Source organism: Stenotrophomonas sp. CFBP 13718 (assembly GCF_014842145.1).
GTDB lineage: Bacteria > Pseudomonadota > Gammaproteobacteria > Xanthomonadales > Xanthomonadaceae > Stenotrophomonas.
Genome location: NZ_JACYVC010000001.1, coordinates 679,317 through 701,539, shown reverse-complemented (window position 1 = coordinate 701,539; position 22,223 = coordinate 679,317). Strand labels below are relative to the sequence as shown.

Sequence of the window (22,223 nt, the reverse complement as noted above, 5' to 3'; positions counted from 1 at the left end):
GCGTCATGAATCATGATCTCCCAGACAGTACCGGCCACTGCATTCTTTCGCATGGCTTTGAAAGCGGCCCGGAGGCCACCAAGGTGACCGCACTGGCGGAGGTCGCCACCCGCCTGGGCTGGAGCCACGAGCGGCCCGATTACACCGATCTGGACGCGAAGTCCGACATCAGCCGCGTAGGTGATGTGCCGGCCCGGTTGCAGCGCCTGATCGCGCTGGCTGCGTCGGCCGCCGCGCGCGGGCCGGTGGTCCTGGCCGGGTCCAGCCTCGGGGCCTATGTGTCGGCGCTTGCATCGCTGCATGTGCCGGTGAAAGGGCTGTTCATGATGGTGCCGCCTACGTCCATGGGCCCTATGCCGGCGTTGGATGCGGCCGATGTGCCGACCAGCGTGGTGCACGCGTGGCATGATGAACTGATCCCCGCAGCGGAGGTCATCGCCTGGGCGGGTGCCCGCTCTGCATCGCTGCTGCTGGTCAACGACGGCCACCGCCTGAATGACCACGTCGCCGAGTCGGCCGTCGCGTTCGAGGCCTTGCTGCGCCGGATCTGAGGTAATGGGCGCAGAGGGCGGGGCCCGGCCGATGCGCGAGGCAACGTGACCCGGCCGCCTGCGTTGCCACAGCGCGGGCCGGACCGGTAGGGGCGCCAGCGATTACAATGGGGTCCCCGTGCCGCCGGCATGGGCGCGGGCCTGTTGCCAGGGCCTGCCCGTTCCTGCGCCGCGCAAGCGGCTGCCCCACCTGCGAAACCGATCCTGTGAATTTCTTCGTCTCCTGCGCCAAGGGCCTGGAATACCTGCTTGCCGACGAACTGTCGGCCCTGGGCCTTGCCAAGGCCACTGCCACCATCGCCGGTGCCAATGCCGAGGGCGATCTGGCCCAGGCGCAGCGGGTCATATTGTGGTCGCGCCTGGCCAGCCGCGTGCTGTGGCCCCTGGCCGAGTTCGAGTGCCCGGATGAGCAGGCCCTGTACGACGGCGTGCACCTGATGCCGTGGCAGGACCACATGAAGCCGGAAATGACCCTGGCCGTGGACGCGCATGTATCCGGCGACAAGATCACCCACGCCCGCTTCGCCGCGCAGCGGATCAAGGATGCGGTCGTTGATCGCATGCGCAGTGAGGGACTGGAACGTCCCTCGGTCAACACCGACCTGCCGGACATCCGCATCAACCTGTCCTTGCGCAAGGGACGTGCGACGATCTCCATCGATCTCGGTGGCGGCCCGCTGCATCGCCGGGGTTGGCGCGGCGCGGCGCATGAGGCACCGCTGCGTGAGAACCTGGCGGCGGCCGTGCTGCTGCGCGGTCAGTGGCCGCGCCTGCATGCGGCCGGTGGCGGCCTGCTGGATCCCATGTGCGGCAGCGGCACCCTGCTGATCGAAGGTGCGCTGATGGCCGCCGACGTGGCGCCCGGTCTGATGCGCCATGGCAGCCTGCCGCCGAGCCGTTGGCTGGGTTTTGACAAGGACAACTGGAAGACCCTGCTGGCCGAAGCCCGTGAGCGCGAAACCGCAGGCCTGGCCGCGCTGAAGCCGGTGGTGTTCGGCAGCGACATCGATCCGCTCGCCATCGCCGCCGCACGCGAAAACGCGGAAGTGGCCGGTGTTTCGCATGCCATCACCTTCACCCGCGCCGACATCGTCGACCTGCCGGCCCCCCCGCTGGACATCGGTACGGTGGTCTGCAACCCGCCCTATGACGAGCGCTTGGCGGCCGATCCGGCGCTGTACCGCCGCCTCGGCGACGCCTTGCAGAAGGCGGTGCCGCAATGGCGGGCCAGCCTGCTGTGCGGCAATGACGATCTGGCGTTCGCTACCGGCCTGCGTGCTGGCAAGAAATACCAGATGTTCAATGGCGCACTGGAATGTGCGTTGATCGTCTGCGATCCGGTCGCCGTGCCGAAGCGTGACCCGGCCATTCCGCGCGAGCTGAGCGAAGGCGCGCAGATGGTGGCCAACCGCATCCGCAAGAACCTGAAGAAATTCAAGACGTGGCGTGGCCGTGAGCAGATCACCTGCTATCGCGCCTACGATGCCGACCTGCCGGAATATGCGGCCGCCATCGACGTGTACGAAGAGGACGGTGGCAAGGGCCGCACGTTCCTGCATGTGCAGGAGTACGCCGCGCCGGCGACCATTCCCGAGCATGACGTGCGCCGTCGCCGCAACGAGCTGCTGTCGGCCGCGCGCGAGGTATTCCAGGTGCCGCCGGAACAGGTGGCGCTGAAGTCGCGCGAGCGCGGCAAGGGCGGCAGCAAGTACGGCCGCTTCGAGCGTCGGGATGAGTTCCTGGTCGTGCGCGAAAACGATGCGCTGCTGCGGGTGAACCTGTTCGATTACCTGGACACCGGTCTGTTCCTGGACCACCGCCCGCTGCGCCGGACGATGGCCGAACAGATCCGCGGCAAGCACTTCCTCAATCTGTTCTGCTACACCGGCGTCGCCAGTGTGCAGGCGGCGGTGGCGGGGGCGGCCAGCACGACCAGCGTGGACCTGTCCGCCACGTACCTGCAGTGGTGCTACGACAACCTGGCGTTGAACGGGCAGGGCGGCAACCAGCATCTGCTGGTGCAGGCCGACGCCATGGCGTGGCTGGAGGCCGATGAAGGGTTGTACGACGTGATCTTCTGCGATCCGCCGACCTTCTCCAACTCGGCTCGTGCGGAAGACTTCGATGTCCAGCGCGAGCAGGTGCGGATGCTGCGTGCGGCCGTTGCGCGCCTCGCGCCCGGTGGTGTTCTGTATTTCTCCAACAACTTCCGCCGCTTCAAGCTGGAAGAAAATGCGATTGCCGAGTTCGCCAGTTGCCGGGAGATCAGCCCGCGCACCATCGGACCGGATTTCGAGCGCAACGCGCGCATCCACCGCGCGTGGGAACTGCGCGCACTGTGAGCAGCTCAGTGACGGCCGGCGGCCGTCACTGCCGTCGCACATGACGCATGACGGCCGGTGGCCGTCATGGGTTTGCACAGTGGTAGCGCCGAGCCATGCTCGGCGAGCGCAGCGGCGCCGTGGTCAGACCATCGCCGTGGTCAGACCATCGCCGCGACCAGGCCCATCACCGGCAACGCCACGGCCAGCGGCACGATCCAGCGTGGCTTCCACGGGTACAGGCCAAACGCCAGCAGCAGGCCGCCCAGGGTCATCGCGCCCAGCCACAGCACCGGGCCCAGCGCCCAGCCATGATCGACCACGCACAGGGCGAAGGCTGCCGCCAGCAGCAGCCAGCCCAGCACGGACCACATGCGTCGCCGTGACACCGGTGCGGCCTGCCGTCCATGCAGGTCCATCTGGTGCTTTTCCATCGCCAGCGACAGCGCGGTGAACGCACTGAAGGACAGGCACAGGGCGAGCAGCATCATGCCTGCGCCTCCGCTGCAACGGCGGCTGCGGCAGCGCGCTTCTTCTTCTCCGCGGCCGTCAGTGGCGGCGTCCAGCGCTGCATGCGCCAGCCACACATCGCCAGCATGGCGCCGAACGCCAGCATTACCAGGTCAAAGCCGGCCAGCACCCAGTCACCGGCCGGAATCGTGACGCCCAGGTGGGCGTGGGTGGTCAGTGCGTTGAGCAGCGGCAACAGCGCGAACAGCGCCGCACCCAGGTACAACTGCCACGTCCACATCACGCGCTTGGGCCAGATGAAGGCGGCCAACAACGCGGTGCCCCACGCATAGAAGAACACGCTCACTTCCGCATCGGCGCGCTCGGCGGTCTGCAGCGGCAGCAGCCGGTTGGCCCAGAAGTACGACGCGAACGCGATCGGCAGGCCGGCTACCGCCCCGATGTTCAATGCATCGACGAGGCGCAGGCCGAAGCCGATCCTGCCGGTCTTCGCGTGCTTGGGGCGCTCCTTGACCGCCCACAGCACCACGCCGCTGGCCACCATCAGGCAGCCGGTCAGCCCGGACAGGAAGAACAGCGCACGCAGGCCCCAGTCGGCGAAGCGTGCCAGGTGCAGGCCATACATCACGCCACGGGTGGCGGTGGCCGCGCCGGACGCCGGCGTCTCCATCAGCAGTTCGCCGCTGACCATGTCATAGCGCAGCGCGGGCGTATCGGTGGACAGGCGACGGCCATCGCGTTGGCGGATGTCGATCACCGCATTGGCCGCGCCAGGGCGGGTGACGCTGAACCCGGACACGTCCACGCCCTTCCAATGCGTCCGCGCGCTGTCGAGCAGTTGCTGGATCGGCAGGGCCGCAGCGCGTCCTTCGGCCGGCGCACTGATCTCGGGCATGCCACCGAAGGCCTCGCTGAAGAACGCGTCTTCGTCGGTCGGGTAGGCCACTTTCACGCCCCACGGCAGGTACATCACCATCAGGGTGACGATGCCGGTATAGGTGATCATCGCGTGGTACGGCAGCGCCATCACCGCGCTGACGTTGTGGAAATCCAGCCAGGAGCGCAGGCCCTTGTCTTTGCGGAAGGTGAAGAAGTCCTTGAATATCTTCTTGTGCGTGATGACACCGGTGATGATCGCCACCAGCATGAACATCGCGCAGAAACCGACCAGGTAGCGCGCCCACAACACCGGGATGTAATGAAGGTCGAAATGCAGGCGGTAGAAGAACTCGCCGCCGCGGGTCTCGCGTGCTTCCAGTTTTTCGCCGGTGTTCGGATCGATGGTCGCATCGCCGAAACGACCGCCGCCACGCCGCCGTCGCTCGCCTTCCACCGGCGGCTTGACCATCGATTCGGGGTTGCGCCAGAACATCCGCATGGCCGGGTTGCGCGGATCGGGCAGGGTGACGAACCACGTTTCGGCCTGGCCGGCATGGGTCTGCAGGTAACCCACTGCCCGTTCGGCGGCGACATCGGTACTGACCGTGGTGGCCGGCAGCTCAGGGCGCATCCAGCGGCTGATTTCCTCGCGGTAATAGCTCGCCGTGCCGGCCATGAAAATCAACAGCAGCAGCCAACCGACCAGCAGTCCGGTCCAGGTATGCAGCCATGCCATCGACTGACGGAATCCGTTCTTCATGCCCATGCTCCCAGTGCCCGTGCCACCGCCGCCATGAGCAGGGTGGGCAGCAGAATCCCGACCCACGCCCGCAGCGCGGTGCGGGTGGCGAACGCCCACAAGGCCGCGCAGGCGCAGACCACGATGGCGACCAGCATGCCGGTCAACACGGCCTGGCCGCGCGGGCCGGGCACGACGAGCGCACAGAACACGCTGGTCACTGCGGCCAGCGCGTAGCCACCGAAAATGGCCGCCATGCTGCGCGAAAACACGCCCCAGCCGGGGCGGGCGAAGAACGCGGCCAGGCGGGGGCTGGCGGTCGTGCTGGCGGAAGTTGGCGAGCGGTCCACGGTGATCCTGCGTTGCGGTTGGAGGCAGTGCTGCCCCAGGGAAACGTGAGGGGGTTCAGAGCTTCCAGCGCAGCGTCACGGTGACGTTGCGCGGCTCGCCCCAATAAACGCCCTGGTAGAAGCCGACATTGTTGTAGTACGCCTTGTCCAGCAGGTTGTTGATATTGAGCTGGGCACTGAAGTTCTCGTTGAAGCGATAGCCCGCCGACAGGTTCACCAGGTAGAACGCGTCCTGTTCGATGCGCGCGGTTTCGGTCCGACCCGTGGTCAGGTAATCCGCGCGCGGCTTGCTGCTGTTGTTCCAGATGCCGCTCTGCCAGGTGACCCCACCGCCCAGCCAGAACCGGCCTTCGATGCCGCCCGGACGCCAGCTGGTGTTGAGGCGGAACGTATCCTGCGGCGTCGTGGTTTTCTGCAGCACGCCGGCACGGTTGCGGATGGTGGTGTGGGCGAAACCGGCGGACAGGTTCCAGTGCTCGCCGATGCTGCCCTGGGTCTCCAGTTCCCACCCCTTCACCTTGTTGCCCTTGCCGGTGGATCGATAGGCCTGGCTGCCATCGGGCAGCGACGACGGCGGCACCGAATCATCGATCTCCGCCACGTTGTCCTGCTCGCCCTCGAAGACCGCGGCCGATGCATTGAGCAGGCCATCGAAGAACTCCGCCTTCAGGCCGCCCTCCCACATGTTGCCGACCACCGGCTCCAGGTAATCACCGTCGCGGTCGCGGTAGTTCTGCGGCTGGAAGATGTCGGTGTAGCTGACATAACCGCTGAAGTTGCGATTGAAGTCGTAGACCAGGCCGAGATACGGGGTCAGGGAGTCGTCGGGCTTGTAGCCGGTGCGCGTGGTGGCGGTGAGCGCGCCCGCGGTGTCGTGCGTATAGCGCCAGCTCGTGGTTTCCCAGCTGCCGTAGCGCGCACCGACCACCGCCAGCAGCGGGTCGGCCAGCTGCAGGCGTGCGGCCACATAGGCAGCGCGCTGCTTCAGCTCGTTCTCCGAAGCGAGATAGTCCAGGCGGGTCACCGGCAGACGCGGCACCTCGCCGGTCCAGTGTCGCCAGTCCGGCACCCTGGCGTAGGCATCGCTGTAGTCGAAATCGATGGCGTCCGATTCGCCCTTGCGCACCGACTGGCCCACGCCGAACACCAGTTCATGGTCCCGTCCGAACAGCTTGAACGGGCCACTGACGTTGAGGTCGAACACCGACATCGTGCTCTTTTCGTTGAAGTGCGAGATGTAGGCCACCACGCCGGTGCCATCGGGGCGCGGGTAACCGGATGCGCCGTACCAGACGCTGCCGTCGGTATCGCGGTCGGCATGGGTGACGTTGGCCTTGGCCGACCAGCCATTGCCGAGCTGCTGTTCCAGGCGGACGAAACGCGTCTTCTCGATGATCGGCCAGCTGCTCCACGAGGCGGACAGGTTGGTCGAGCGCGGCAGGTTCGCCGGCGTGCCATCGGCGCCCCAGTACGGCACCACGCCCCACGTCACGCCGCGGGTATGCGGTGACTGATACTCGTAGCCCAGTTCGAGCAGTGTGCTGTCGGTAACGTCGGCCTGCACGATGCCGTAGAACACGTCTTTGTCCAGCGTGTAGACATCGCGGAAGGAATCGCTCTGCTGCTTGGCCGCGACCACGCGCGCGCGGACGCGACCGTCCAGCGCCACCGGGCCGCCGAGATCGGCTTCCAGGCGTTGGTTGCCCCAGCGACCCAGGGTCAGGTTGGCCCCGGCCTGGAAGGTGTCGGTCGGGCGCTTGCGCACGAAGCTGATGGTGCCCGACGGATCGCCGGCACCGGTGGTCAGGCCGGTGGCACCGCGGATCACCTCGATACGCTCGTAGATCACGCTGTCGGTGTTGGTCTTGATCGAACCGCCGAAGGTGTTGAGCATGCCATCGACCTGGAAATTGGTGATGTTGTAGCCACGCGACACATAGTTGATGCGTTCGCTGTCGGTGACCGACACATGCACGCCGGTAACCTGGGCCATCACATCGGACAGGGCGAACAGGCCCATGTCGTCCAGGCGCTGGCGGGTGATCACGGTCACCGACTGCGGGGTTTCGCGCAGCGACAGGTCCAGCTTGGTCGCGGTCCGCGCGTGCTTCACCGTATAGCCGTTGTCGATTTCACCGTCGGCGGTCACCTGTACGGCATCGAGGGTGCGCGCGGCATCGGCAGCAGGCGCCTCGGCGTGGGCGGTGGCGGCCAACAGCAGGCTGGTGATGGCGACGGCGAGGCGCGATGGAGCGGGTGCAACGAACGGGGACGACATGAGGGATGCGTATCCATGCAGGTAGAAAAGCCGGCGATGGAAGCGGCCGCGTGGACGCGTGCGCTCAGCGCTGCAGTCAGCGCCCGCTCCCATCGTCGCCGCGCGGGCGCAGGGCCCGAGCGGCAGACAGTGGTGTGGGTACACGGGGCGGCGGAGACGGAAGCAGAGCATCCGCAACTGACTGGCTGGGCGTACGACAATGCTTAAATGATAAGTATTCGCATTTAGTTAAGCAAGCGTTTTCAGTACGGTCCCATGGACGAACGGATGGCGCATCCGTCGGTCAGCGAACCGCGCACGCGCGGTGGATTTCCTTGTTGACGCGTTCGGGCGCCGTGCGTCCCGTGAACACCTCGGTCATTTCCTTGCGGACGCGCGCGTCCTCGCACGCTTCCGCATCGACGACGTTGTCGATGACCGTGCCGCGTATGTCCGGCTGGTCATAGCCGACGCTTTCGCGGACCCAACGGCGCGCCTGCGACGTCTCGCGGGCCACTCGCACGCGGTCGGCGGAGGTCAGGTTGGGGTCGCGCACGATAGGGCGGCTGATGCCGGTGTCCAGCTCTTTCGGGCACGGCACGGACTGGTAGATGGTCTGCTTGCCGTCGCTGCATTTGTACACGCGTTGCGCATGCGCCTGCGTTGCCAGCGCGCACAGCGCCAGCGTCACCAACATCCTGGTCATGGTTCCCCCGGCGCACCGCCTTGGCGCGCGATGCGCGGGAGAATACCCTATTCAGGGAGCGTCGACACCTATGTTGGTGTAGTAGCCGAAACAGGAGCGACTGCCGTTTCGGCTGAGATTGAAGCGTTGGCAATTGACGTCATAACTGGAACCCGTGGCGGTTATGAAGTAGCTGGACAGGGTGATGCCGTTCAGATGGTGGTGGCTTCCGTTGGACTTCAGTGACCAATGCAGGTGTGGGCCGGTCGATGCACCCCCGTTGCACAATGCCTGCACCAGGCTGTTCGCGGGGTTCGCGATGGGGTCGTTGGCCGTAACGGTGTCGCCGGTGGCGGGGCGGATGTTCATCAGGTGGTAGTAGGTAGTGGACCAGCCCCCGTCGTGCACGATTTCAGCCATGCAGGAAGAGTGGCGTTTGAATTTTCCGGCAGCGGAGGCGGATACCCAGTTGCGGCTCTGGTCGCTGCCCCACCACCCGCCCACGCCCATGTCCAGCGAAGACATCGGAAAGCTGCCGCTACCGGAATTGGTGTGCGCTCCTCCGACGTACCAGCGGGCGTTGAGCGGGTAGGGGAACTGCAGCAGGTTCGTCGGTGGAGCGTCGGCGCGGGGCTGCGCCGTACGCGATACCTGCGTTGGCTCGGTTGCGAACAGACGGCGGTAGACGTCAACGAATCCGATATCCGCCAACTGCGCCGCACGCACGCTTTCGGTTCCTGCCAGCGCATACAACGTACGCAGCGGATTGCCGGTAGAAAGCGCAACAGGACCACCGGTGCTTCTGTCAGCGGCGTCGTACATCGCATCGCGCAGCGTCTCGGCAACATCGCGCAACTGCGCACTGAAACCCGTCGTGGCGACAAGCGTGCCAAACGGCCGCTCCAGCCTCGCCGCACTCGGCTGGGGGGAGCTCAACACGCCCGTCTGCAGCTCCATCAGCGCAAGCAGCACACGCGGGCTGATCCCGCTGTAGCCCGACCAGTGGGAAAGCGTCTCTGCCTGCGCAGCCAGCGGTGGCGCATGCGTTTCCAGCCACTCGCCGATATCGAAATCAAACATTTCGTCGTACTGGTAGACAAGGTGCTGGCTGTGCAGGGAGGGCGTGCCGGCGTGCGCAATCGACAGCGTGGACGCAGCACAGAGAACAGCGAGCAGCAAGGGTCTGAACAGAGGACGCTTGTAGACGGTCATGGTTAGGGATCCGGCTGAGGCAGAGCGGCAGGGATGTTCAGGCCGCAACGTCTCCTGGCCCTGCACGAAGCGGGCCTCTCAGGGTGATCAAGGACTGGCTCGCTGCTGCCGCTGTTGGCGGGCGGGCACGGCCAATGCTAGGCAGGTGCGACGGTGCGGAGTTTGTCGCTAATCACAAAGCGGATGGTGTCGAAAAGATCGATCGCAGGCATCAGTCTCTGCTTCAGGATCAATCGGTGGCGCGGCCCTGCGCGCGCGCCGCACGCAACGCGGCTTACCCGGGCAGGAACGTGGTGGCGGCATGCAGCAACAGACCGATCAGCCCACCGACCAGCGTGCCGTTGAAGCGGATGAACTGCAGGTCGCGGCCAACGCTCAGTTCCAGCTGCTCCACCAGGTGGCGCTCGTCCCAGCCTTTTACCGTTTGGGCGATATGCGTGGTGACGCCATCGCGCAGGCGCGAGGTCAAGCGCTGGGCACCTTCCAGCAGATGCTGGTTGAGCGCATCACGCAGCGCCGGGTCCGATGACAGGCTGCGGCCCAGTGCGGCCATGCTGCGTTCCAGATAGCCTGCCAACGCGGAGGTCTCACTCTGCAGATCGGCGCGCAGGCTGGCGTGGATGCGCGACCACAGCCCCTGCACGTAGTCCTGCAGGGCCGGGTGGTCGATCATTTCCTGCTTCAACTGCTCGATGCGCTCGGCCAGTGCGGGGTCTTCGCGCAGCCGCTGTACGTAATTGCCCAGCCAAGCCTCGTAATCCTGGCGCAGCGGATGCATCGGTTCGGCGAGCACCTGCTGCATTTCTTCGAGCACTGCGCCTGCCAGTCGCTCGGCCAGGCTGTCGCCGATCTCGTCGATCGGCTTGATCCAGTTCACGGTGCTGGACAGGGTGGGCCACTCACGCTGGATGTAGCGCACGATCAGCTGCGATGCGCGCTCCTTCACTTCCGGCTGCTCCAGCCATCGTGCGACGCGTTGCAGGCCTTCGTCCAGTACGCGCTGATGGCGGCCATCGGCGGTCAGCAGGGCCAGCAGCTCACCCGCGGTGGAGGCCGCATTCCACTGCCGCAACTGCTGCACCACGAACGCGTGCAGTTGCCGCCGTACGGCCGTTTCATCGAAGAAGTCCAGCGCCTGCAGCGCCCACGTGCGCGCCATATCGGCCAGCATGCGTACCTGTTCCGGCGCGGACAGCCAGCTGCCGAGGCGTGCCGCCGGATCAAATACCTTCAATCGTGCCAGCAGCATGTCCGGGGCGAGGAACTGATCGCGCACGAATACCGCCAGACTGTCGCCGATGCGTTCCTTGCTGCGCGGGATGATGGCGGTGTGCGGAATCGGCAGGCCCATGGGGCGGCGGAACAGTGCCACGACGGCGAACCAGTCTGCCATCGCGCCGACAGCGGCCGCCTCGCAGAACGCAGAGACCCATGCCCAGGCGCCGCGCTCTCCCTGCCAGTGGCTGACGGCGAATCCGGCCAGCATGACCAGCAACATGCCGAAGGCGATGGCCTTCAACCGGCGCAGTTGGGCGCGGCGAGGATCGTGGGGAGCAGAGGGCAGGGAGGGCTTCATGCGCGCAGTCTAACGGGGTGGATGTTGGGCGCAGTTGACGGCCTGCGGCGGGGCGGCGGATGACGGTGGGGCCAACCGACGCGGCTGCCGGTGATGGCCGAGGGGTGGGGGCGACCGAAGTCGGTCGCCGGTAATGGTGGACGGGTGGGGTCGACCGATGCGGCTGACGGTGACGGCCGGCGGGTGGGGGCGACCGACGTCAGCCGACGGGTAGAGCCGACGGGTAGAGCCGACTTCAGTCGGCTGCTGTTTGTACGAGGTAACGAGCATCAGCCGACTGAAGTCGGCTCTACCCGTCGGCTCTACCCGTCGGCTCTACCCGTCGGGTCCACCAGTCGGGTCCACCAGTCAGGTCCACCAGTCGGGTCCACCAGTCAGGTCCACCAGTCAGGTCCACCAGTCAGGTCCACCAGTCGGCTCTACCGGTCGGCTTTACGCCAGCTGGGCGCGCAGGGCCGCCAGCTGCTGGCGCAGGGCGTCGTTCTCACGCGTCAGGCTGACAATGCGGGCACGCAGCGCGGGCGGGCCTTCACCCAGCTGCTCCAGGGCGGTGAGCACTTCGGCATCGCGCAGCGCCTGCTCATCCTCGCTGACCGCTTCAGCTTCGACCACCGCGTCCGGCTTGGCGGCGCGTGGCTTGCGGTTGGCTTCGCGCGCGCGCTTGGCGGCCTGCTTCAGCTCGTCCTTGCCACCGGTGGCGGCTGCACGTTGTTCGTCTTCCGGCAGCGACGACACGGCGGCTGCCGCGCTGATCGACAGCTGGCCGTTCTTTACCGCTTCGACCACTTCCGGCGCAGCCTGCGCACGGATGCGTTCGATCATGCTGATCTGGTTGCTGCTCAGCTTGGCTTCGCGGGCCAGTTCGGCACGGCTGAACGTCGGTGCCGGGTCCCACGGGGGGCTGTCCTGGTCCTCATCCTGGCCCTCGCTGGTGCCGTCGCTCTCGCGCTGCAGCTGCTCCTGCTCGATGCGCTTGCGCGCAGCCAGGATCTCGCGCTTGCGCAGCGCCAGTTCGCCACGCTGGAAGTCGGACACGCTGCGTCGGCCCAAGTGCTGTTCGATCATCCACAGGTGGACATCATCCATGCTCTGGAAGCGGGTGTTCTGCACGGTGTTGAACGGCAGGTCGTGTTTTTGGCAGATGCCGTACCGGTTGTGTCCGTCCACCAGTACATCACCCCACAGCACCAGCGCGTCGCGGCAGCCTTCGGCCAGGATGCTGCGCTCCAGCGCTTCGTACTCGTCCGCGGTGAGCGGGTCGATGTAGGCCTTCAGTTCTTCTTTGACGACGATGTTCATGGGCAACGGGCGGTCGTGGAGCGGAACCGCCCATTGTACCGGCTCGCGCTGGCGCGTCCCGGCTCAGGCGGTGGCGCGGATCATGGCCCCCAGCACGTCGGCGATCCGGTCGATCTGCGCCGGTTCCACGATCAGGGGCGGCGACAACGCGATGATGTCGCCGGTCTGGCGCACCAGCAGGTCGCCATCATGGAAACATCGCCGGAACACCTCGTGGCCGCGGCTGCCAGGGGCATCTCGGCGCGGCGCAAGCTCCACCGCGCCCACCAGGCCGAAGTTGCGGATGTCGATCACGTTGGGAAGGTCGTGCAGGCGATGCAGGGCCTGCTGTCAGTGGTCACCCAGTTCGATGGCACGCTCGAACAGGCGCTCTTCGGCATACACCTCCAACGTGGCCAAGGCGGCCGCGCAGGCCAATGGATGGCCGGAATACGTATAGCCGTGGAACAGGTCGATCGACTGGGCCGGGCCCTGCTGCAGGCTGGCATGGATGGCATCGGCGACCAGCACGCCGCCCAGTGGCACCGCGCCGTTGCTGGCCGCCTTGGCGAAGGTGATCAGGTCAGGGGTGACGCCGAAACGCTGTGCCGCGAAGGGCATCCCGACGCGGCCAAAGCCGGTGATGACTTCATCGAACACCAGCACGATGCCGTGGTGATCGCAGATTTCGCGCAGCCGCTGCAGGTAGCCGGGCGCGGGCAGGATGACACCGGCCGACCCGGCGATGGGTTCAACAAACACCGCGGCGATGGTGGACGCGTCGTGCAGCGCGATCAGTCGCTCCAGTGCGTCGGCCAGCTCGGCGCCATGCCGAGGCAGGCCCTGCGTGAACGCGTTGCGCTGCAGATCGAGGGTGTGTGGCAGGTGGGCGGTGCCGCCAAGCTGCAGGCCGAACTGACGGCGGTTGTTGGCCAAGCCGCCGATCGCCATGCCGCCAAAGCCGACGCCGTGGTAGGCCTTTTCCCGCCCGATGAAGCGCGTGCGTTGGCCCTCGCCGCGCGCGCGGTGGTGGGCGAGGATGATCTTCATCGCGCTGTCCACCGCTTCCGAGCCGGAATTGGTAAAGAACACATGGTTCAATCCTGCCGGCGCCAGCGCGGCAAGCCGTTGTGCGAGCACGAACGGCAAAGGCGATCCCATCTGGAAGGTGGGTGCGAAGTCCAGCGTACCGGCCTGTTCGGCAATCGCCTGGACGATCTTCTTCCGCCCATGGCCGGCGTTGCAGCACCACAGCCCGGCCGTGCCATCCAGTATCTGCCGACCGTCCACGTCTTCGTAGTACATGCCTTCGGCGCGTACCAGCATGCGCGGCGCGCCTTTGTACTGCGCGTTGGCGGTGAACGGCATCCAGAACGCGTCCAGCGTCTCCGGTTGTGTGGTGGCCAGCGTGGTGAGGGAGGCGGCGGAAGAAGGCATCGAACGCTCCAGCGGGGCAGGTAGGCGAACGGTACCGCTGGGCGGGTCGAGGCGCTGTCTGCACTGTGCGCGGCGCATGAGGGCCGCGTTCCCGCGCGGCACGAACGCCTTGCCCCCGCTGAAGGACGCCGCTACACGGGATCATCGCGCGCTGGGCGAGGCCTCCCTGACCAGCTGCCGTCCCGCGACGATCAGGCCCTCGACCAGACGCTCGCACAGCAGCACCTCGTTGGAGCCATCGTGCTGGCTGTCGTGTACCGCGTGCAGGATTTCCAGGATCGCGTCGAAGGCCTGGCGGGTGCCCTCCTGCAGGCCGGGCACTGCGCGTTCCGGCAACGTCACAGCGGACGCTGCGCGTTGCGTTGCGTCGTCGTCGCGGCGGTCAATGCAGGCAGACACGAGCTGCAGAGCAGGGCGCTGCCCCGCTGCCGGGTGTGGCACGCCATTGGCCATCAGGATGCGCTCCAGCGTGTCGATGAAGGGACGGGGCAGGTCGTGCATGCGGTCGCCCAGCAGGGAATGCAGGCGTGCACCGCTCAGGAGTTGGTCGGACATCGGTCAACCTCGCTCGGCAGGAAGGCCACCTGCGCCGAGGCGAGGGTGGCGGACGATGCGGGTTGGCATACCGGCGTGACTTTCCAAAACCGGCGGATCTGGATCCCCACGCACCGCCCGCCGTATGACCGGCAAGACAGTGCATTCTCCGCCGGGCCCATGAGGGCAGCAACGGAGTGCAAGGAAAGTCACGAACGGGATGCCAATCCCGGCTGACGCTTCTACGTCGTCAGCGTCATCATCGTGCGGATGTGACGCTGCCTGCGTCCATGGGCAAAGTTGCGGTTCGTGTTGGGCGATCACGGGGTTGGCAGCATGTCGCGATCGGATTGTGCGGGTGTGCGGCGGGTGCGCCAATCCGCGCGGGGTGACGCGGTACGTTCGGCTGGGGGGCCGCTGCGCTCGCCGAGCGTGGCTCGGCGCTACCAAGGGTGTGCGTGCCGCGGAGAAGACGCTGTCTGCGTCCATGGGCAAAGTTGCGGTTCGTATGGGGCGATCACGGCGCGGCGTGTGCGCCAATCCGCGCGGGGTGACGCGGTGCGTTCGTTGTAGGGGCCCGCTGCGCTCGCCGAGCGTGGCTCGGCGCTACCGAGGTGCGCGCGCGCACGGGCCGTGTCGGCTGAAACCAATGTGCCCCCCGGCCGGGAGCCCGTGGCAGAATCCGGAACGCTTCCTGCCCAGCGATTCCCCTTCCATGTCGTCCACCGTTGCACCTGCTCCGCCCACACCCGTGCCGGCCAATTCGCCGCGGCGCGTGCTGCTGGCCAGCCTGATCGGCACCACCATCGAGTTCTTCGACTTCTACATCTACGCCACGGCGGCGGTGCTGGTGTTTCCGCACCTGTTCTTCCCGGAGAGCAGTGACCAGGCCGCGCTGCTGCAGTCGCTGGCCACCTTCGCGGTCGCGTTCATCGCGCGTCCGGTGGGCTCGGCGGTGTTCGGCCACTTCGGTGACCGGATCGGTCGCAAGGCCACGCTGGTCGCTGCGCTCCTGACGATGGGGCTGTCCACGGTACTGATCGGTCTGTTGCCCACGCACGCGCAGATCGGCTTGTGGGCACCGGCGCTGCTGGCGCTGTGCCGGTTCGGCCAAGGCCTGGGGCTGGGCGGGGAGTGGGGCGGGGCGGTGCTGCTGGCAACCGAGAACGCGCCACCGGGCAAACGCGCGTGGTATGGCATGTTTCCTCAGTTGGGTGCACCGCTGGGCTTTCTGTTGTCTGCGGGCATTTTCCTGTTGCTGGGGCGGCTGTTGTCGACCGACGACTTCCTGCAGTGGGGCTGGCGCATTCCGTTCATCGCCAGTGCGCTGCTGGTCGGGCTGGGACTGTGGGTGCGCCTGAACATCCACGAGACGCCGGCGTTCCAGGAAGCGCTCGATACCCATGCGCGGGTCAAGCTGCCGATGATGACCGTGCTGCGCGAGCACGCCGTGCCGATGGTACTGGGCACGCTGGGCGTGTTCGCCACCTTCGTGCTGTTCTACCTGATGACGGTGTTCGCGTTGGGTCATGGTACGTCCGTGCTGGGCTACAGCCGCGAGCAGTTCCTGCTGCTGCAGATGGTCGGCATCCTGTTCTTCGCCGCCGGTATTCCCATTTCCGCGCGCTACGGCGACCGATGGGGCACGCGCCGCACGATGATCATCGCCAGCGGCCTGATCGTGGGCTTCGGGGTGTTGCTGGCGCCGCTGTTCCAGGCCGGCAGTCCGTGGATGGTGCTGGGCTTCCTGTCGCTGGGCCTGTTCCTGATGGGGCTCACCTACGGTCCGTGCGGCACCTTCCTGGCCGAGATCTATCCGGTGGAGGTGCGTTACACCGGGGCCTCGTTGTCGTTCAACCTGGCCGGCATCCTGGGTGCGGCCCCCGCGCCCTACCTGGCCACCTGGCTGGCCGAACGCTTTGGCCTGGTGGCCGTCGGCTACTACCTGTGCATTGCCGCGCTGATCACCATCTGTGCCCTGTTGGCGCTGCAGCGGCGCGTGCGCTGATCAGCTGAAGAAGCGTTTCAACGTGCGGCCCAGCCACGTGCCGCCCTGGTGCTGGCGGGTGAACTGGTTGAGGTGCTGTTTCACCTGCTCGGCATACGCCTTGTCATCGCCGCGGATATGGTTGAACAGCCACCGCGACAGCATGCTGCGCAGTTCATCGGTGACATCTTCCCCCGCCTGGAAACGCAGGCGGTAATCCGACACGCGCTTGCCGAATATCTCGTGCACGCGTTTGTGTGCGGCACAGAACGGGTAGCCGGCTTCTTCCATCAGCTCCTCTTCGAAGGCGAAATGGGACATGGTGTAATCCACCAGTTCCCCCATCACGTCCGCCACGGCAGCGCGCTGCACGCCCTGTTGGGCGACATGCAGCTGGTTGAGCATCTCCACGATCCGCATGTGCTGATGATCGATGACGTCGATGCCGATGTTGAGGTCGTCCTGCCAGACCAGTAGTGCCATGTGCGCGCTCCATGTGACCGATGGCGCGAGTGTCGACGGCTGTACAGACCCGGGCACTGATCTGGATCAAAGCGGATGACGGCGTGGCGACGTGACCGGTAGCGCCGGGCAGTGCGCGGCGCTACCGAGCGTCTGCCTCAGGCGGCAGTGGCTGCCGCGTTGGCGCCGCATACGCGGTTGCGGCCACCGGCCTTGGCCAGGTAAAGCTGGCGGTCGGCTTCGGTGATCAACGCATGCAGGCTGTCACGGCGTGGCCGCAGGCAGCACAAGCCGATGCTGACGGTCATGCGCAGCGTGGTGTCGCCGATCGGCACGCGCAGCATCGCGATCGCATGGCGCAAGGCTTCGAAGTAGGAGACCGCGCCCTCCGGGTCCAGCCCCGGCACCATCAGGCAGAACTCTTCGCCACCGAAACGCGCCACCAGGTCGCCGCTGCGTGCATGCGCCGCGACGGCGTCGGCGCAGGCGCGCAGTGCTTCGTCGCCGCCATCGTGGCCGAAGCTGTCGTTGATGTGCTTGAAATGGTCGATGTCGACCATCGCCACTGCCACCCACTCGTCGTCCTGCTGCAACTGCGGCAGCTGGCGCTGGCTGTGTTCCAGGAAATAACGGCGGTTGGGCAGGCCGGTCAGGAAGTCGCGCGTGGCCAGGTCCTGCAGCGTACCGATCAGCTCAAGCTGGTCCACGTTCTGCGAAACACGGCAGAAGAACTCTTCGCGCGAGAACGGCTTGCGCAGGAAATCGTTGGCCCCGTTCTTCAGGAAGCGCGGGATCAGGGTGACGTCGGTGTTGCCGGACAGGCCGATCACCGCCACCTTGTCGCGCGAACGCTGCATGCGCAGGCGGCGGGTAAACTCCACGCCCTGCATGCCGGGCATTTCCTGGTCCACTACAGCCAGCCGGATCGCCGGATGGGCCTCGATGGCGGCCAGTCCCTGCTCGCCGTCCGCGGCTTCGTACACTTCATGGCCGTACATGCGCAGCAGCGCGGCGGCATAACCGCGCGCGGACGGTGAATCGTCCACCACCAGTGCGGCGATGCGCCGGTTGCGGTCCAGCCGCTGCACCAGCCACACCAGATAATCCACGCTACCCGGTGTGTTCTTGAGCACGTAATCGATGACTTTCTGTTCCAGTACGCGTCGGCGCACGTCCTCGTCGTACACGCCGCTGACCACGACGGTCGGCATGCCGCGGGACACGAAGAAGTCCACCACGCCGTCGCGGTCGCCATCGGCGAGCACCAGGCCGGTCAATACCAGGAACCAGCCCTGTTGTTCTTCCAGCAGCCGGCCGGCTTCGGCCAGCGTGGAGGCCACGGTCACGGTCACATCGAGCCGCTGCTCGATGGCCTCACGCACCAGGGTGGTGAACGTGCGGGAGTTTTCCACCAGCAGGACGCGCTGGGGCAGGGGGTCAACACCGGGGTCGCTTTCGAAAGCGCCCTGCAGCAAGGCGGGCATGAGGCGTGCGCTCGGAACGGGCTGGGTCGTAGGTACTAGCGGCCTGCGGCTCAAAAACTTGAACTCCATCACCAAATTAAATTGCGCAGCTTCACAAATGCCATGGTCGCTACGAGCAGCGGCGTCCGCAGCAGGCGGCCGCCCGGGAAGGGGCGTTGGGGGATGCGTTCGAACACATCCAGTCGTCCCGCCTGGCCTGCGATGGCCTCGGCGATGACCTGACCGGCCAGGTTGGCCGCTGCTACGCCATGGCCGGAAAACCCTTGGGCAAAGTAGATGTCCGGGGTGAGTCGTCCCCAATGCGGAGCGCGGCGGGTGGTGATGTCCACATAGCCGCCCCACAGGTACTCCATCGGGACGCCATGCAGCTGCGGGAACACCTGCCACAGGCGGCGCTGCATCACCTGTGCCAGCCCCGGTGGTGGCCGCGAGGAATAGCTGGCACCGCCGCCGAACACCACGCGGTGGTCGTGGCTGAGCCTGAAGTAGTCCAGCACCAGCCCCGTATCGGATACGGCCATGTCGTTGCGGATCAACGCGCGCGCACGCTCGCCGCCGAGCACCGGCGTCGCGCCGATGTAGGTCCCCACCGGCATGATGTAGCGCTCCAGCTCGGGCGCGATGCCCTCCAGCCATGCGTTGCCCGCCAGCAGCACGTGGTCGGCGTGTACGGTGCCGGTGGCCGTGCGCAGCGCCGGTCGCGGATGCCGTTGCAGTTCGAGCACCGGCGTCTGCTCGTGGACGGTGGCGCCTGCGGCCAGGGCGGCGTCGGCCAGGCCATGCGCGAACGCCAATGGGTGCAGGTGACCACTGAGCGGATCGAACATGGCACCCCGGTAGCGGGGGCTGTCCAGCTGCTCGCGCAGGGTGGCCTGGTCCCACCATTGCATCGGGTAATCGTAGTGCCCGGTCAGCCGCTCCATGTCGTGATGCAGCGTGCGCGCCTGGCGTGCGGTGATCGGCACGTTGGCGTGGCCTGCAACCCAGTGACAGTCGATGCCGTGGTGGGCGATGCGATCACGCACCAGTTGCACGCCTTGGCGTGAGTGATCGAACAAGGTACGCGCATCGTCCGGGCCGACCAGCGATTCCAGCACATCGACTTCGCAGCCATAGCCGGACAGCACCTGGCCACCGTTGCGGCCCGAGGCCCCCCAGCCTACCCGGCAGCTTTCCAGCACCACCACCTTGAGTCCGCGCGATGCCAGCTCGAGCGCGGCGGACAGCCCGGTGTAGCCTGCGCCCAGGATGGCGACATCGGCATGGGTATCGCCGTCCAGTGCGGGCAATGGCGTGCGCGGCGCGACACTGGCGGCATACCAGCTGGGCGGCAGGGAAGGGTCTTCGCGCAGGGGATGCGTAGGGTCCATCCGCATAGTCTGGCGCAGATGGCGCGGCAAGGGTGTGACTATGCCGCGCTTGCTGGCGTCATCATGCGGCGCTACCGTGTCGGCAGCGCCGAGGACTTGCAGATGCGCCTTCCTCCCCTTGTGGGATTGCCGACCGATAGCACGTTGCAGGGACATCACCGCTTCCTGATGGCCGGCGAGAAGTATGTGCGCGCTCTGGTCGATGGCGCTGCGGTGACGCCGGTGATGCTGCCCTCCCTGCAGCCCGCGCTGCCTGCCGGCGACTGGCTCGGGCGGCTGCACGGCCTGCTGCTGACCGGTGCCGTCAGCAACATCGAACCCCATCATTACCCCGGCGGGCAGACCTGGCCCGGCAACCTGCATGATGCGGCGCGCGACGCCGGTGCGTTTTCGCTGCTGGAGCATGCGTTGCGCATCGACCTGCCGGTGTTGGCGATCTGTCGTGGTTTCCAGGAACTCAACGTGGCGCTGGGTGGCAGCCTGCATCCCAGGCTGCACCGGGTGGAGGGTCTGCATGACCACCGCGAGGATTCCGCGGCGTCCGCCGAGTCGCAGTATGGCCCCGCGCACAGCATTTCACTGGTTGCCGGTGGCTGGCTGTCGCAATGGCACGGCAGCCGCTCGGCAGTGGTCAATTCCGTGCACGGGCAGGGCGTCGCCGTGCTGGCCGACGGCTTGGTGGCCGAGGCGCACGCCGATGATGGACTGGTCGAAGCGGCACGCAGTCCCCGTCATGGTTTCGTGCTCGGCGTGCAGTGGCATCCCGAATGGCGGGTGACCCAAAATCCCTTCTATCACGCTGTGTTCCGCGCATTCGGCGATGCTTGTCGGCAGCGTCAACGACTTCAACAGGATTCCCCATGAGTACGGACACCCGCTCGCGAAAACCGCCGACCGTGGACGACGGACAGGAAAGCAGCCTGCTGCGCTGGTTGAAAGAGCGGCGCATCACCGAGGTGGAGTGCCTGGTGCCGGACATCACCGGCATTGCGCGCGGCAAGATCATCCCGGCGGACAAGTTCTCGCACGATTACGGCACGCGGTTGCCGGAGGGTATCTTCGCCACCACGGTGACCGGCGACTACCCCGATGACTATTACGAGCTGACCTCGCCGTCGGATTCGGACATGGTGCTGCGGCCCGATCCCGAGACCGTGCGGGTGGTCCCGTGGGCGACCGACCCGACCGCGCAGATCATCCACGACTGCTACACCAAGGACGGCAAGCCGCATGAGCTGGCCCCGCGCAATGTGTTGCGCCGGGTGCTGGATGCGTACGAAGAACTCGGCCTGCGACCGGTCGTCGCACCGGAGCTGGAGTTCTTCCTGGTGCAGAAGAATACCGATCCGGATTTTCCGCTGCTGCCGCCGGCGGGTCGTTCAGGACGGCCGGAAACAGCACGGCAGTCGTACTCCATCGATGCGGTAAACGAGTTCGATCCGATCCTGGACCTGATGTATGACTATGCGGATGCGATGAAGCTGGACGTGGATACGCTGATCCACGAGTCCGGTGCAGCGCAGCTGGAAGTCAATTTCACCCACGCCGATGCGATGAACCTGGCCGACCAGGTTTTCCTGTTCAAGCGCACCATGCGCGAGGCGGCGATGCGCCATGGGGTGTATGCCACGTTCCTGGCCAAGCCGATGGAGAACGAGCCGGGCAGTGCGATGCACATCCACCAGAGCCTGCTCCGTCGCAGTGATGGCAGCAACGTGTTCGCCGGCGAAGGCAATGCCGAGGGCGAGTTCAGTCCGGTGTTCGGTCATTACCTGGGCGGACTGCAGAAGTTTGCCCCGCAGGCGATGGCGTTCTTCGCGCCGAACGTGAATTCCTACCGGCGCCTGGTGTTTGGCGAGGTCTCGCCGAGCAACGTGCACTGGGGGTTCGACAACCGCACCTGCGGCCTGCGGGTGCCGATGGATACACCGGACAACATGCGGGTGGAGAGTCGGTTCGCCGGCTCCGATGCCAATCCCTACCTGGCGATGGCGGCGACGCTGGCCTGTGGGCTGCTGGGGCTGCGCGGCCAGCTGGCGCCGGATGCCCCGGTCAGTGGCAGTGCCAAGGAGCTGGGCTACAACCTGCCGCGCTCGCTGGGTGAGGCGCTGGACGGGCTGGAGCGCTGCGGTGAACTGCAGGCGCTGTTGGGCGAGCGATTCTGCAAGGCCTACATCTCGGTGAAGCGGAAGGAATACGAGACGTTCTTCCGGGTGATCAGCTCGTGGGAACGTGAGTTCCTGCTGCTGAATGTCTAGACATTGATCGCGGNCATGGCTCGGCCCTACCGTGCCGGCAGCATCCCGTTGTAGCGCCGAGCCACGCTCGGCGGAATCCGTCCGGCACCGCGATGCCTGGCACAGGCCGCGCTGCGCGCTCGCCGAGCATGGCTCGGCGCTACCGTGCTGGCAGCATCCCCGTTGTAGCGCCGAGCCGCGCTCGGCGGAATCCGTCCGGCACCGCGATGCCTGGCACAGGCCGCGCTGCGCGCTCGCCGAGCATGGCTCGGCGCTACAGAGCGGGCAGCATCCCCGTTGTAGCGCCGAGCCACGCTCGGCGGAATCCGTCCGGTACCGCGATGCCTGACACAGGCCGCGCTGCGCGCTCGCCGAGCATGGCTCGGCGCTACC

At 66.5% G+C, this 22,223-nt stretch carries 17 protein-coding genes and 1 pseudogene; 5 read left to right on the top strand and 13 right to left on the bottom strand.

Going from position 1 to position 22,223, the window contains the following annotated elements; translation table 11 throughout:
- Window positions 1–5 precede the first annotated feature (5 nt).
- Together IFT58_RS03185 and rlmKL are read left to right on the top strand one after the other, a co-directional pair.
- Window positions 6–551: a hypothetical protein gene (locus IFT58_RS03185; protein WP_192093858.1), complete on the top strand. Its 546-nt coding sequence runs from the start codon at window positions 6–8 to the stop codon at window positions 549–551.
- A gap of 206 nt (window positions 552–757) precedes the next feature.
- Complete coding sequence (rlmKL, locus tag IFT58_RS03180; RefSeq protein ID WP_192080417.1) at window positions 758–2,893, top strand: bifunctional 23S rRNA (guanine(2069)-N(7))-methyltransferase RlmK/23S rRNA (guanine(2445)-N(2))-methyltransferase RlmL; 2,136 nt, start codon at window positions 758–760, stop codon at window positions 2,891–2,893.
- A gap of 140 nt (window positions 2,894–3,033) precedes the next feature.
- Here the strand turns inward: rlmKL and IFT58_RS03175 are convergent, their stop codons facing one another.
- The 10 genes and pseudogenes from IFT58_RS03175 to IFT58_RS03130 all read right to left on the bottom strand — a co-directional run bounded on the left by IFT58_RS03175 (window position 3,034) and on the right by IFT58_RS03130 (window position 14,311).
- Entirely contained in the window at window positions 3,034–3,363 is a 330-nt protein-coding gene (locus tag IFT58_RS03175) for a DUF3325 domain-containing protein (protein ID WP_192093857.1), read from the bottom strand.
- Complete coding sequence (locus IFT58_RS03170) at window positions 3,360–4,982, bottom strand: PepSY-associated TM helix domain-containing protein (protein ID WP_192093856.1); 1,623 nt, start codon at window positions 4,980–4,982, stop codon at window positions 3,360–3,362. The genes IFT58_RS03175 and IFT58_RS03170 overlap by 4 nt, the downstream gene beginning before the upstream one ends.
- The gene (locus IFT58_RS03165) at window positions 4,979–5,311 is read right to left on the bottom strand and encodes a DUF3649 domain-containing protein (RefSeq protein WP_188324520.1); all 333 of its coding nucleotides are present in this window, start codon (window positions 5,309–5,311) and stop codon (window positions 4,979–4,981) included. Before IFT58_RS03165 ends, IFT58_RS03170 begins: the two co-directional genes overlap by 4 nt.
- A gap of 55 nt (window positions 5,312–5,366) precedes the next feature.
- Window positions 5,367–7,589: a TonB-dependent siderophore receptor gene (locus IFT58_RS03160; RefSeq protein WP_192093855.1), complete on the bottom strand. Its 2,223-nt coding sequence runs from the start codon at window positions 7,587–7,589 to the stop codon at window positions 5,367–5,369.
- A gap of 283 nt (window positions 7,590–7,872) precedes the next feature.
- Entirely contained in the window at window positions 7,873–8,265 is a 393-nt protein-coding gene (locus IFT58_RS03155; protein ID WP_192093854.1) for a DUF4124 domain-containing protein, read from the bottom strand.
- Between the two features lie 60 nt (window positions 8,266–8,325).
- Entirely contained in the window at window positions 8,326–9,465 is a 1,140-nt protein-coding gene (locus IFT58_RS03150) for a peptidoglycan DD-metalloendopeptidase family protein (protein ID WP_192093853.1), read from the bottom strand.
- Window positions 9,466–9,739: 274 nt separating this feature from the next.
- Window positions 9,740–11,041, bottom strand: a complete 1,302-nt coding sequence (locus tag IFT58_RS03145; RefSeq protein ID WP_188324516.1) for a DUF445 family protein — start codon at window positions 11,039–11,041, stop codon at window positions 9,740–9,742.
- A gap of 432 nt (window positions 11,042–11,473) precedes the next feature.
- The gene (locus IFT58_RS03140) at window positions 11,474–12,340 is read right to left on the bottom strand and encodes a plasmid replication/partition related protein (RefSeq protein ID WP_192093852.1); all 867 of its coding nucleotides are present in this window, start codon (window positions 12,338–12,340) and stop codon (window positions 11,474–11,476) included.
- Between the two features lie 63 nt (window positions 12,341–12,403).
- Window positions 12,404–13,756 (bottom strand): annotated as a pseudogene (locus IFT58_RS03135) (aspartate aminotransferase family protein).
- A 141-nt stretch (window positions 13,757–13,897) separates the two neighbouring features.
- Complete coding sequence (locus IFT58_RS03130; protein WP_192093851.1) at window positions 13,898–14,311, bottom strand: hypothetical protein; 414 nt, start codon at window positions 14,309–14,311, stop codon at window positions 13,898–13,900.
- Window positions 14,312–15,005: 694 nt separating this feature from the next.
- Here IFT58_RS03130 and IFT58_RS03125 point away from each other — a divergent pair.
- A complete protein-coding gene (locus IFT58_RS03125; protein WP_192093850.1) occupies window positions 15,006–16,298 on the top strand; it encodes an MFS transporter in 1,293 nt (430 codons plus the stop codon).
- Here the strand turns inward: IFT58_RS03125 and IFT58_RS03120 are convergent, their stop codons facing one another.
- The 3 genes from IFT58_RS03120 to IFT58_RS03110 all read right to left on the bottom strand — a co-directional run bounded on the left by IFT58_RS03120 (window position 16,299) and on the right by IFT58_RS03110 (window position 19,593).
- Window positions 16,299–16,760: a bacteriohemerythrin gene (locus IFT58_RS03120; RefSeq protein ID WP_188324511.1), complete on the bottom strand. Its 462-nt coding sequence runs from the start codon at window positions 16,758–16,760 to the stop codon at window positions 16,299–16,301.
- 137 nt (window positions 16,761–16,897) lie between these two features.
- A complete protein-coding gene (locus tag IFT58_RS03115) occupies window positions 16,898–18,223 on the bottom strand; it encodes a diguanylate cyclase (RefSeq protein WP_192093849.1) in 1,326 nt (441 codons plus the stop codon).
- Between the two features lie 68 nt (window positions 18,224–18,291).
- Entirely contained in the window at window positions 18,292–19,593 is a 1,302-nt protein-coding gene (locus IFT58_RS03110) for an FAD-binding oxidoreductase (RefSeq protein WP_249405039.1), read from the bottom strand.
- 102 nt (window positions 19,594–19,695) lie between these two features.
- Here IFT58_RS03110 and IFT58_RS03105 point away from each other — a divergent pair, with 102 nt between their 5' ends.
- Together IFT58_RS03105 and IFT58_RS03100 are read left to right on the top strand one after the other, a co-directional pair.
- The gene (locus IFT58_RS03105) at window positions 19,696–20,457 is read left to right on the top strand and encodes a gamma-glutamyl-gamma-aminobutyrate hydrolase family protein (protein WP_192093848.1); all 762 of its coding nucleotides are present in this window, start codon (window positions 19,696–19,698) and stop codon (window positions 20,455–20,457) included.
- Window positions 20,454–21,851 carry a glutamine synthetase family protein gene (locus IFT58_RS03100; protein ID WP_192093847.1) on the top strand — a complete coding sequence of 466 codons (1,398 nt, stop codon included), beginning with the start codon at window positions 20,454–20,456 and terminating at the stop codon, window positions 21,849–21,851. The genes IFT58_RS03105 and IFT58_RS03100 overlap by 4 nt, the downstream gene beginning before the upstream one ends.
- Window positions 21,852–22,223: the final 372 nt, after the last annotated feature.